Origin of the sequence: Acetivibrio sp. (assembly GCF_035371925.1) — a bacterium.
Taxonomy (GTDB): domain Bacteria; phylum Bacillota; class Clostridia; order Acetivibrionales; family Acetivibrionaceae; genus Hungateiclostridium.
This window is the reverse complement of the sequence record NZ_DAORXT010000085.1, coordinates 1-12,526: the sequence shown is the minus strand read 5'-3', so window position 1 is coordinate 12,526 and position 12,526 is coordinate 1. Positions and strand designations below refer to the sequence as shown.

The following is a 12,526-nucleotide window of genomic DNA, read 5'->3' as shown; positions in this document are numbered from 1 at the left end:
ATGGGTTTCAGACGTTTTACTTTTTAATTTTTAGCAACTAACTGTCAAACTCCCGCAAAAACCATTGTCGAAGCCCATAATGGGCATATAGAGGTTTACAGTAAAATAAATGAGGGAACGGAATTTCTTATAACATTGCCAAAAGGTATTTAATCGTGCTATAATTGCTATTAATAATGATATATAGGAGATCGAAGTTATGGGTAAATTATGCATAGGAGGTTTGATACATGCCAATTAAAATACCTGATAGTTTGCCTGCTAAAGAAGTACTGAACAACGAGAATATATTTGTAATGGACGAGCAAAGGGCCCTGCACCAGGATGTCAGGCCGCTTAGAATTGCGATACTGAATCTGATGCCTACAAAGATTACTACGGAGACACAGCTTCTTCGCTTGATTGGAAATACCCCTATTCAGGTTGAAATAGAGCTTTTGCATCCGAAAACCCATGTATCAAAGAATACTCCGGAAGAACATTTAACAAAATTTTATAAAACCTTTGATGAAGTAAAAGATGAGAAATTTGACGGGCTTATAATTACCGGTGCACCGGTGGAACAAATGCCTTTTGAAGAGGTCAATTACTGGGAAGAGCTGAAAATGATAATGGACTGGAGCCTTCGCAATGTGTATTCCACATTTCACATTTGCTGGGGTGCTCAGGCGGCGTTGTATCATCATTATGGCATAAAAAAATACCCTTTGAAGGAAAAAATGTTCGGTATATTTGAACACCGCATTTGCAAGCCCAATACAATGCTTTTAAGGGGATTTGACGATTGTTTTTATGCTCCGCATTCCAGACATACTGAGGTAAGGAGAGAAGATATCGAAAAGGTGGGAGAAATTGATATTCTTTCCGACTCGGAGGAAGCGGGAGTATATATTATGAAGACTGACGGCGGAAGGCAGGTTTTTGTGACCGGCCATTCCGAGTATGACCAATTTACCTTGAAAGAGGAATATGATAGGGATTTGTCAAAGGGACTTGATATAAAAATGCCCAAGAATTACTTCCCGGACGATGATCCGGCCAAAGCACCGGTTGTTAAATGGAGAGGGCATGCAAATCTCCTGTTTTCAAACTGGCTGAACTATTATGTATACCAGGAGACACCGTTTGACTTAAATGAGTTAAAATAAGATAAAGGGTAGGAGAGGTAACAGACAAGTAATAGGAGTGATCAGCTTGAAAATCTCTACAAAGGGCAGATATGGATTGGAGGCCATTGTTGACCTTGCAATCCATTCATCTGAAGGACGTGTGAATCTAAAAAGCATAGCCGAAAGATGCGAGATGTCTGAGGCGTATATATTGCAGATTTTTTTAATTTTAAGGCGAGCTGGGATAGTTGAAAGTATAAGGGGAGCCCAAGGAGGATATGTTCTTGCCCGGGACCCTTCACAAATAACAGTGGGCGATATTTTAACGGTGCTTGAGGGTCCCTTGGCGCCGGTTCCCTGTATTGCCGAGAAAGTAAAACGCTCGAAGAGCAACTGCGATAGGTTTGAGAATTGCACGGCACGAAGCTTCTGGGAGGGGATTATGAACACCTTGAATGACGTGGCAAATTCCATTACTATCGAAGATTTGGTAAAATGCTACAACAGCAGTATTTCTCAAAATATAGAGTTAGATTATTATATTTAGTGGTAGAATAATAGTAAAATAAAAATATATAAGTTTGGCAGGAAAAGAGGTGGATTGATTGAGGTTCTCAACCAAGGGAAGATATGGCCTTAGGGCAATGATTGACCTTGCGGTGTACTCCAACGGGGAGCACGTCACATTGGCAAGTATTGCGGAAAGGCAGGGAATTTCTACAAATTACCTGGAACAGGTATTTTCCACCCTTAGGAAATCGGGACTTGTTAAAAGTGCCAAGGGTGCCCAAGGAGGCTATGTATTGGCTGAAAGTCCGTCTGATATAAAGGTGGGCAGAATTTTAAGGGTTCTTGAAGGTCCTCTTTCGGTTACGGACGAAAATGATGAAAATTCCTCGGGAAATGAGTCGGCTATACGAAAATGTATCAGGGTCAACGTTTGGGAGAAAATGAACAGTAGTCTCAATGAATTGGTGGATTCCGTGACATTGGAGGATTTGGCGGAAGATTACAGAAAGCGTAATGGCATTGACAGCACAATGTATTACATATAATTTTTATGTCAAACACGACAAATTCAATAAGAAAAATCGGATTTGAAAGGAGATTTAACTATGGCAGAAAGAAAATTGAAATTTGACACATTGCAGGTACACGCAGGCCAGAAGCCTGACCCTACCACAGGTTCGAGAGCGGTTCCCATTTACCAGACCACATCCTATGTATTCAACAGCACCGAGCATGCGGCCAACCTTTTTGCATTGAAGGAAGCCGGTAATATTTACACAAGGATTATGAATCCGACTACCGACGTGTTTGAACAGAGAATGGCCGCTTTGGAAGGCGGAGTTGGGGCACTGGCGGTAGCTTCAGGTTCTGCAGCTATTACATATGCAATACTCAACATTGCCGGAGCAGGAGATGAAATCGTTTCGGCAAGCACCCTTTACGGAGGTACATATAATCTTTTTGCTGCAACTTTACCCCGCCTTGGAATTAAAACTGTTTTTGTAGATCCTGACGACCCGGAAAATTTCAGAAAAGCGATTAATGAAAAAACAAAGGCTCTTTATATTGAGTCTCTCGGAAATCCGGGAATCAATATAGTAGATATTGAAGCGGTTGCAAAAATTGCCCATGAAAACGGTTTGCCCCTTATTGTAGACAATACCTTCGGTACTCCATACCTTATCAGACCTTTTGAGTTTGGAGCCGATATTGTTGTACATTCTGCAACGAAGTTCATTGGAGGGCACGGTACTTCCATAGGAGGAGTTATTGTTGATTCGGGAAAATTTGACTGGGCAGCAAGCGGAAGATTTCCGGTACTTACCGAGCCGGATCCGAGCTACCACGGTTTGAGATATGCTGAGGCATTAGGGCCTCTTGCGTACATTACCAGGGTGAGAGTTCAGCTTTTAAGGGATACCGGTGCGGCAATCAGCCCATTTAATTCGTTCCTTCTCCTTCAGGGACTTGAGACATTGTCTCTGAGAGTTGAAAAGCATGTGGAAAATACCAAAAAGATTGCAGAGTTTTTGCAAAACCATCCTAAGGTTTCATGGGTAAATTACCCGAGCCTTAAAGGCAACAAATATTATGACCTTGCCCAAAAATACTTCCCGAAAGGAGCAGGTTCAATATTTACTTTCGGAATAAAGGGCGGATTTGACGCTGCAAAGAAATTCATTGAAAACCTTGAAATCTTCTCACTTCTTGCAAATGTTGCGGATGCAAAATCTCTAGTTATTCATCCGGCATCAACAACCCATTCCCAGTTGTCTGAGGAAGAACAAAAGGCTTGCGGAGTTACACCGGATCAGATACGTCTTTCAATTGGAATTGAAGATGTTGATGACCTTATTTATGATATTGACCAGGCTGTGGATAAAGCAGTGGGAGCATGAAAATTATGGATGCAAAAGCAAAGTTGGAAAAACTTAAAGTGAGACTAAAAGAAATGGAAAGCGTTATCGTTGCCTTCTCAGGAGGAGTGGATTCAACATTCTTATTGAAGGTGGCCCATGAAGTTCTGGGAGACAAAGTACTTGCCGTGACGGCGAGGTCGGCTTCTTTCCCGGAGAGGGAGCTTAAGGATGCACAAAGCCTAGCTGTCGAATACAAAGTTCCCTTCAGGACTATAATATCAGAAGAGCTGGATTTGGAAGAGTTCGCCGAAAATCCTCCTCACAGATGCTATTTGTGCAAAAAGGAGCTGTTTAGAAAGATAAAGCAGATTGCAGAGGATGAGGGCTATAAATTTGTGGTCGAAGGGTCAAATTATGATGACCTTGGCGATTATCGGCCGGGACTTAAGGCAATAGAAGAGCTTGGAATTGCAAGTCCTTTGCGGGAAGTAGGGCTTACCAAGGCTGAAATCCGGCAGTTGTCAAAGGAAATGGGGCTTGAAACTTGGGATAAACCTTCTTTTGCCTGTTTATCCTCAAGGTTTCCCTATGGAGAGAGGATAACGGAGGAAAAGCTTAAGAGAGTGGATAAAGCGGAGCAGTTTTTGATTGATTTGGGCTTTGGCCAGGTTCGGGTAAGGTATCACGGAAATTTGGCAAGAATTGAAGTTGGCGATAAGGATTTTACCAAATTTATGGATAACCAAATCAGAAATTTGGTATATTCAAAGTTTAAGGAATTGGGATTTATATATGTTTCCCTTGACCTTATGGGTTACAGGACAGGAAGTATGAATGAAGAATTGGAAAATAAGGATTGACAAATAAGTGTAAAAGTAATAAAATAAAAACAACAAAACATATATGAATAATTTGGATTCGTTGATCTGGAGGTGACGAAATGGCTAAAATAGCTAAGAATCTGACAGAGCTTATAGGAAATACCCCGCTTTTGGAGTTAACCAATTATAACAAAGCAAACAATCTCGAAGCAGTCTTGATAGCGAAGCTGGAATACTTCAATCCTGCGTCCAGTGTAAAGGACAGGATTGGTTATGCAATGATAAAAGATGCAGAAGAAAAGGGACTCATAAACAAAGATACGGTTATCATTGAGCCGACTAGCGGAAATACAGGTATTGCCTTGGCTTTTGTTGCCGCTGCAAGAGGATACAGGGTTATACTTACAATGCCCGATACTATGAGTATTGAAAGAAGAAATCTTCTCAAGGCTTTAGGCGCAGAACTGGTGCTTACACCGGGAGCCGACGGAATGGGAGGCGCCATCAAAAAGGCTGAGGAACTGGCATCCCAGATACCTAATTCCTTTATACCGCAACAGTTTTCAAACCCTGCAAATCCTGCGATTCATAGAAAGACAACAGCCGAGGAAATCTGGAGAGACACTGACGGCAAGGTGGACATATTTGTAGGGGGAGTCGGCACAGGAGGAACAATTTCCGGAGTAGGTGAAGTATTAAAGGAGAGAAAGCCCGATGTTAAGATTGTTGCAGTAGAGCCTTTTGATTCACCGGTTTTATCCGGAGGAAACAAGGGTCCTCACAAGATACAGGGAATAGGTGCAGGCTTTGTACCGGATAATTTCAACCGTTCGGTTGTGGATGAGATATTCAAGGTTAAAAATGAAGAGGCCTTTGAAACATCCAGAAAACTTGCCAGAACAGAAGGCCTTTTGGTAGGAATATCCTCGGGTGCTGCAGCTTTTGCTGCAACGCAAATTGCGAAAAGGCCTGAAAATAAAGGAAAGAACATTGTAGTTTTACTTCCCGATACTGGAGAGAGATATTTATCCACTGTATTATTCCAAGATGCATAGTAGATTTCACTAAATTCAGCCTTCCTATTTTATATATTAACTCAAAAAGCAAAAGCGATGGGCGTTATTACCTGTCGCTTTTGATTATCAAAAAACACAGTTTTCTTTTTCGCTTGCTATCTTTTATTGGTACGTTTTTTTATCAGCCCATTTTCTTGCAGTCGCCTCTTGAAACAACTAATTTGTATCCGATGCTTTCTATACGGCGTGTAAGGCACATTCTGCACTCTGCGGCTTCATCCCCGGTACAGATTTTATTGTCGTATAAGAGGTACTTGTTTCTGACCTCTCTGGGTGAAAGGTTGGGCATTACCACATTTGCACCGGCAAGAATACCCAATTCCCTGCCTTTAGGGTGTATCGTACCGAGGGCAGTGGTAGCCGGAAGGAGGACATAGGGTAACATCAGGCGTATAATGCCGAGAAGAAACAATGTCAGATCCAGTGTACCGGAAGGCTTGTCGGCAAAGGGAGTATCCTTGTGGGGAATAAACGGACCTATTCCCACCATATGAGGCTCCAATTCTTTTATGAACATTAAGTCATCGACAAGACATTCTGTGGTCTGAAATGGTGAACCAACCATAAAACCGCAGCCTACCTGATAGCCTATCTCTTTGAGATTGTAAAGGCATTGCTTTCTGTTTTCAAGAGACAGAATCGGCGGATGAAGCTTTGAATAGTGGTCAGCATTTGCTGTCTCATGACGAAGAAGATATCTGTCGGCTCCTGCCTCATAAAGCAATTTATAGCTCTCATAGCTTCTCTCACCGAGAGAGAGAGTAATAGCACAATCAGGATATTTTACTTTAATACTGCTTACTATATCCGCCAGCATTTCGTCGGTATAATAACCGTCCTCTCCCCCTTGAAGAACAAAGGTGCGAAAGCCCAGTTCATATCCTGTGTCACAGCACTCAAGCATCTGTTCTTTTGAAAGACGGTACCTGTCGGAATTGCAATTGCTTTTCCTTATTCCGCAATAGTAGCAGTCATTTCTGCAGTAATTGGTAAATTCAATAAGGCCGCGCATATAAACATCATATCCGTAATGGAGAATACGGACCTGCCTTGCCTTTTCAAAAAGATAATTGGCAAGCTCTTCATTTCTATTCTCAATGAGCCGGTACATTTCATCGTACGACAGATTGTGTTCGGTTGAAAGTTTATCAATCAAGTTTATCATAATGCATCACCATATCTGTATTAAAATTATAATCTCCAATTAAATGATATCATATTGTTAATAATTTATCAATCCTTCGGACGGATTGGTTTTTATATCGAAATGAACATAGAAATAATAAGACAAACTGCTTAAAATAAGTTATAATATTATATAGATGAGAGATAAAAATTTGACTTGGTTATTTATATTTTAAGCAGAAGTTTTGAACTGAGTTTCTAACCAAGCTTTAAAAACAGCTTGGATATATAAATTATTTTAAATGTTTGGGAGGTAGATTATGTTGAAGAGAAAGCTGGTTACTCTTTTGACAGTCTTTGCCATATTGGCTGTCAGCGTCTGCGGAAGCTTTTTGTCATCGCCAAAAGTATCCGCGGCCAATCTTATTTATGATGATTTTGAAACAGGTCTGAACGGGTGGGGCCCAAGAGGACCGGAAACTGTTGAACTTACAACAGAAGAAGCTTACTCGGGAAAATACAGTCTAAAGGTTAGCGACCGCACCAGTACCTGGAACGGTCCGATGGTTGACAAATCCGATGTTTTATCATTGGGTGAAAGCTATAAGATCAGTGTATATGTAAAATTTGTGGGCAATTCATATTCAAACGAGCAAAAGTTCAGTCTGCAGCTTCAATATAACGACGGAGCAGGAGACGTATACCAGAATGTAAAGACTGCTACAGTTTATAAAGGAGCATGGACTTTGTTGGAGGGACAGCTTACAGTTCCTTCTCATGCAAAGGACGTAAAAATATATGTGGAAACCGAATTCAAGAATTCTCCAAGTCAGCAAGACTTGATGGATTTCTATATTGACGATTTTACAGCAACACCTGCAAATTTGCCTGAAATTGAGAAAGATATCCCAAGCTTGAAGGATGTCTTTGCCGGTTACTTTAAAGTGGGTGGAGCCGCAACAGCAGCGGAATTGGCTCCAAAGCCGGCAAAAGAGCTTTTCTTGAAGCATTATAACAGCTTGACTTTCGGTAATGAGTTAAAACCGGAAAGTGTGCTTGACTACGAGGCTACAATTGCTTATATGGAGGAAAACGGGGGAGACCAGGTTAATCCTCAGATAACTTTAAGGTCTGCAAGGCCTCTCTTGGAGTTTGCGAAAGAGCATAACATTCCTGTAAGAGGACATACCCTTGTATGGCATAGCCAGACACCGGACTGGTTCTTTAGAGAAAACTACTCACAAAATGAAAACGCTCCATGGGCATCCAAGGAAGTTATGCTTCAAAGATTGGAAAACTACATAAAGAACGTAATGGAAGCTTTGGCGACCGAATATCCGACTGTTGAGTTTTATGCATGGGACGTTGTGAATGAGGCAGTTGACCCCAATACTTCAACAGGAATGAGAAATCCGGGTTCGAACAACAGGACACCGGGAAATTCATTGTGGATGCAAACAGTTGGAAGAGATTTTATTGTTAAGTCTTTTGAGTATGCAAGAAAATATGCTCCAAAAGGTTGTAAACTCTTCTACAACGACTATAATGAATATGAAGACAGAAAATGCGATTTTATCATTGAAATCCTTACCGAGCTCAAAGCCAAAGGTTTGGTTGACGGTATGGGAATGCAATCCCACTGGGTTATGGATTATCCAAGCATGAGTATGTTTGAAAAATCAATAAGAAGATATGCTGAGTTGGGATTGGAAATTCAACTTACCGAGCTTGATATTAAAAATCCGGATAACACCCAATATGCTTTAGAGCGTCAAGCTGCTCGTTATAAGCAACTTGTATCGAAATTAATCGATTTGAAGAAAGAAGGCATGAACATTACAGCATTAGTATTCTGGGGTGTGACAGACGCAACAAGCTGGCTCGGAGGATATCCGTTGTTGTTTGATGCACAATACAAGGCAAAGCCTGCTTTCTATGCAATCGTTGAAGATGTTCCACCGCTTCCGACACCTATACCGCCACAGATTAAATATGGTGATGTGAATGGTGACGGTTCTGTGAATTCCTCAGATTATACATATTTGAAGAGATATATATTAAAGGTGTATTCCGATTTCCCGACGCAGAACGGGGAAAAAGCAGCAGATGTTAGCGGTGACGGCAAAATAACCTCAACAGATTTGATGCTGATAAAGAAATATATTATCAGGGAGATTAGTGTTTTCCCGGTAGAGGCTAAGTAATTTATATCGGATGATATGAGTTTTTAGAGAGCTCAAAGATATTAAAAGCTCCGAGGCTTTAATAAAGGCTTCGGAGCTTTTACGATGATTTCCGGCTTTCTTTGCTGCTTTATATATGACATAACAGGAATTTAATATTAATTGTTATAACTTGACTGTTTTGGCTCCCGGTAGTAAACTAATAGTGAAAAAATATAGATAATATGACGGATTGATTTTCATTAAAGCAGTCACTAAAATCAATCATATAATTTTATAGGGGGATATGAGTTATGAAAGTTGAGGTGTACAACAGGATTCTGGGCTATTTGGAGGGGCTTACGAATATTATAAGCTTCTATGGAGTTCTCTACTCTCATACATACAATTTTATTGAGTACGATAATGTAAATAGTCTGGAGGAATGTGCAGAGAGATTTTTTAATGAAAGTCCGGTTAGCAAACATGGGACGAAAATTGACGTTTTAAAAGAGCTGGATGATTGGAAAAGTGAATTGTTTGAGACGTGCAGCCATTGGTTTTTTAATATATTCAGCATGCGCAATTTTGAGGTATCCATCCAAGATGAAGATGGCAATCCAATGCCTGCACAAAAGCATAGAGAGAGCAATCGGGTTTTTAATGGATTGTTGAACCTGCTGGAAGAATTTTTTGAGGGTGAAAATTTGGAAGTATACAAGTTGGTTACTGAACCTGCATGGATTGATGAATTTGCTTGGGAACAGTTTTTCTTCCGGTGCGGCAATAAAGTTTATGTTTTGAGTTTTTACCAGAAGGGATGATTTTTAAGCTGTTTTGAATAGAATCCCCAAGAGCTTGATATAAAGGCTTTTGGGGATTTTGCTATTGTGTAAAAGTTTTTTTGGGTCAAGACTTGAAAGCCGAGCAAATTAGCAAAGGGACATTTTGGCGTTTTTGTAAAACTATATTACATATTTGTTATTTTATACTATAATGTTAGTTACCGATTATGGTTGTACGTGAAACGGGAAATTGAACCACATATAAATATACACATAAATTATCCTTCCGGTTGGAAAAAATATTCTTCATTTACCCAATAAAAAATGTCAATAACTAAATGTAACATTAGTGACCTCCAAAACGTTATTATTAGTGTGTATATAACTGGCCAGGGAAAAGGAGCAAAGAAGTATGCTGAAGGAGGAAACATTTAAAAAAGCGCAGGACGGTGACTTAAAGTCAATTGAAGAGATATGTTCTTCAACATGGGAAGCAGTATACCGCTTTATATATTATAAAGTTCAAAACCGTCAGGAAGCGGAAGACATGACTCAGGAGACCTATGCCAAGGCACTTTCCCATTTTAAGGACAACAGCGTAAAAATAGAACAATACACCGGATTTTTAAAAACCGTTGCGCTAAATATTCTGAGGGATAAATGGCGTAAGAAAAAACGCCGGGGTGTAAGCGTAGATATCGAGACGATAAAGCCCGAAGAAACTGCGGTTGAGGATGCGGCAGAGACAAGTGCCCAACGCGAATTGATACGAAAAGCATTGGATAGCCTTAACAAGGAGCAGCGTATGGTGATTGAGCTAAGGATACTTAAGGGCTATTCGGTAAAAGAGACCGCAAGAATGATGAAAAAGAAAGAATCCACTATTCGTGTACTCCAGTACAGAGCATTGCAAACCCTTGCTTCAATACTTAAGAGTGATGATTAATTTGAAGGAGGTATAATTTTATGGATAACAATGAAAAGAAATTATCCGAATATATTGATAAATTAAATGCCGAAAAAAAGCCAAAGGAGCACGATAATCCGATGGATTCACCGGAGCTGGAGGAGCTTATGGATACGGTAAGGAAGGTTCGAAGTTTAAGGGAACCTGCTCTTCCCGATGCAGACTACCCAAAGAAACTTGCCCGTGCGGCGGGAGGGCAATTACGGCAAAAATCCGCTACAGGTGAAAGAAAATGGGCATGGCTGGCTGGAACTGCGGCCATTGCTGCGGTAGCTGTCTTGGTTCTTATGCTGAATTTTGTACTGTACCCCGGCAGGACCGACATTGTATACGCCATGGAACAGGCATATAAAGAAGTAGGGGCATATCACGGAATTCTCAGCATTGTTGAAACCAATTTAAAAGGGGAAGAGACTTTGCAGGCAATGCGGGAGGTTTGGTCAGACAATGAAGGACGCTACTTTGTAAAGGAGCTCGAAGGCTTTCAAAAAGGTGTGGTAACCGTAAACAACGGAGATAAGAAGTGGCAGGTTTGCCCCAATGAAAAAAAGGTATATGTCTTTTCCGCCTTTCCTGATCCGTACAGGTTTACTTTGGAGCTGGGCAATGAAATAAACGATGTAAAGGATGCCGCAAAAATCAAACCTGTGGGAGAGGATACGGTTGCCGGAAGGAGGGCTTCTGTATTTGAGATACTGCCCAAAGGAGGAGAAGCCTATAGAATATGGATTGATAAAGAGACCAAGCTGCCGCTGCAAAGGCAGAGAGCAATGACAAATGCAATCCAATATCGGATAACTTACACTAGCATCGAATTTAGCGACAACATACCCGGGGAGATTCTTGCTTACGACTTGCCTGAGGGCTTTGAGGAAATAGATAATAACCCCGAGCTGCTGGTAAATAATATTGAAGAAGCAGGCAAAATAGCCGGATTCACCCCCAAAGTGCCCGAGAATGTTCCCGATGGATACGCAAAAGACAGCATAGCAGTTGCAAAGGGCATGAAAGCCACTAAGTTAAGTTATGTATCAGAAAATAAGAAAAGCAGGGTGATTATTTTGCAAGAAAAAGCAACGGATGAGTTTAAACCTGCCTCAACGGCGGTTTTGGGTAAGGTGGGTAACAATACTGCAGAAATTCAATCCCCTGTGCAGCAAAGCCTTGGAGTACTTGATGGGGGTATACTGTATTCGGGAATGGCTGATATTTGCTCAATCCGCTGGCAGGAATCCGGATTTGAGTATGCAGTAATAGGAGATGCTCCAATGGATGAGTTGGTTTTATTCATTGAGAGTATAGAAAAAGGTCCTGTCGAGATACCATCGGGAGAAGAAACAACGGAGAAACCTCAGATTAAAATTCCCGTTGATTTGGGAGTTGAGGAAAATGAGCAAAAAAGCGTTGATGCAGGACATTCACCGTGGAAACTGGACCCCGTTTATGTTGCCCAAGTATTTGTCAGCCTGAAGATTTCTCCCGAAGGGATAGAGGGAGATTACCCTGTAAATTACGAGGATATGAAGGTTATTAAGAACAACGGCATAGATGCAATAGTGGAGATAAGCGGGAATGCCACACCTGTACGCAGAGTTTATTTAAAAAAGCTGATAAGACAGGACAGCACAGGAATATGGACTGTGATTGGATATGACCCTGTTGCATAATATATTTTAGTGAAGGAATTAATGAAAGACTCAATAAACGACCTAATTAAAGAAGAGAGTTAATTAACTCTCTTCTGCTTTTTTATCATATAGGTTGTAAGTAATACATTTTGACGCCTTTCTTGTACGAGTGCTTTTAGCAGGTGCATCGTCTTTAGGCGTTTTAGCAGTTTTTTTAGCCGAAGCTGAAAGCTTGCTCGCCACTCTGTTACTGCAATTTTTGTTAGTGCAACTGTCATTGATAATCAATGAACCGCAAGTACAAAATTGTGCCAATTTAAATCATCTCCTTCTATATAAGTATATCACAAAAAGTGAATTCTTAGTTGTTTTATTTTTTAGGTAAAATGAAAAAAATATTTGTTTATTTAATAAAAATTCTAATAAAAGTTGGTAAGTTGTAAAATTAATTGCCCAAACATGATAAAAAAGAAGTGACTCAAAT

General features: G+C 40.6%; 12 protein-coding genes. 10 read left to right on the top strand and 2 right to left on the bottom strand.

Annotation, left to right across the window (positions count from 1 at the left end; translation table 11 throughout):
* Nucleotides 1-230: 230 nt before the first annotated feature.
* From metA to cysK, 6 genes are all read left to right on the top strand, one after another.
* Nucleotides 231-1,148, top strand: a complete 918-nt coding sequence (gene metA / locus PLH43_RS10845; protein WP_324362984.1) for a homoserine O-succinyltransferase — start codon at nt 231-233, stop codon at nt 1,146-1,148.
* Between the two features lie 46 nt (nt 1,149-1,194).
* The gene (locus PLH43_RS10840; protein ID WP_324362982.1) at nt 1,195-1,656 is read left to right on the top strand and encodes an Rrf2 family transcriptional regulator; all 462 of its coding nucleotides are present in this window, start codon (nt 1,195-1,197) and stop codon (nt 1,654-1,656) included.
* A 58-nt stretch (nt 1,657-1,714) separates the two neighbouring features.
* On the top strand, nt 1,715-2,164 hold the full coding sequence (locus tag PLH43_RS10835; protein ID WP_324362980.1) for an Rrf2 family transcriptional regulator: 450 nt from the start codon (nt 1,715-1,717) through the stop codon (nt 2,162-2,164).
* Between the two features lie 60 nt (nt 2,165-2,224).
* Nucleotides 2,225-3,517, top strand: coding sequence for a homocysteine synthase (locus tag PLH43_RS10830; RefSeq protein ID WP_324362979.1), 1,293 nt, complete (start codon nt 2,225-2,227; stop codon nt 3,515-3,517).
* A gap of 5 nt (nt 3,518-3,522) precedes the next feature.
* Nucleotides 3,523-4,338, top strand: coding sequence for an ATP-dependent sacrificial sulfur transferase LarE (gene larE, locus PLH43_RS10825; RefSeq protein WP_324362977.1), 816 nt, complete (start codon nt 3,523-3,525; stop codon nt 4,336-4,338).
* Nucleotides 4,339-4,418: 80 nt separating this feature from the next.
* A complete protein-coding gene (gene cysK / locus PLH43_RS10820) occupies nt 4,419-5,354 on the top strand; it encodes a cysteine synthase A (RefSeq protein ID WP_324362975.1) in 936 nt (311 codons plus the stop codon).
* Between the two features lie 142 nt (nt 5,355-5,496).
* Here cysK and hydE read toward each other — a convergent pair whose 3' ends face one another.
* Nucleotides 5,497-6,540, bottom strand: a complete 1,044-nt coding sequence (gene hydE, locus PLH43_RS10815) for a [FeFe] hydrogenase H-cluster radical SAM maturase HydE (protein WP_324362973.1) — start codon at nt 6,538-6,540, stop codon at nt 5,497-5,499.
* Between the two features lie 280 nt (nt 6,541-6,820).
* Here hydE and PLH43_RS10810 point away from each other — a divergent pair, with 280 nt between their 5' ends.
* The 4 genes from PLH43_RS10810 to PLH43_RS10795 all read left to right on the top strand — a co-directional run bounded on the left by PLH43_RS10810 (nt 6,821) and on the right by PLH43_RS10795 (nt 12,081).
* Nucleotides 6,821-8,704 carry an endo-1,4-beta-xylanase gene (locus PLH43_RS10810; RefSeq protein WP_324362972.1) on the top strand — a complete coding sequence of 628 codons (1,884 nt, stop codon included), beginning with the start codon at nt 6,821-6,823 and terminating at the stop codon, nt 8,702-8,704.
* Nucleotides 8,705-8,976: 272 nt separating this feature from the next.
* On the top strand, nt 8,977-9,486 hold the full coding sequence (locus tag PLH43_RS10805; protein ID WP_324362970.1) for a hypothetical protein: 510 nt from the start codon (nt 8,977-8,979) through the stop codon (nt 9,484-9,486).
* Nucleotides 9,487-9,859: 373 nt separating this feature from the next.
* Nucleotides 9,860-10,393 (top strand): sigma-70 family RNA polymerase sigma factor, encoded by a 534-nt coding sequence (locus tag PLH43_RS10800; RefSeq protein WP_324362968.1) that lies wholly within the window; start codon nt 9,860-9,862, stop codon nt 10,391-10,393.
* Between the two features lie 20 nt (nt 10,394-10,413).
* Nucleotides 10,414-12,081, top strand: coding sequence for a sigma-E factor regulatory protein RseB domain-containing protein (locus tag PLH43_RS10795; protein ID WP_324362966.1), 1,668 nt, complete (start codon nt 10,414-10,416; stop codon nt 12,079-12,081).
* A 63-nt stretch (nt 12,082-12,144) separates the two neighbouring features.
* On the opposite strand, the gene PLH43_RS10790 is transcribed toward PLH43_RS10795, so the two are convergent.
* Nucleotides 12,145-12,357 carry a hypothetical protein gene (locus tag PLH43_RS10790; protein WP_324362963.1) on the bottom strand — a complete coding sequence of 71 codons (213 nt, stop codon included), beginning with the start codon at nt 12,355-12,357 and terminating at the stop codon, nt 12,145-12,147.
* Between the last annotated feature and the right edge of the window lie 169 nt (nt 12,358-12,526).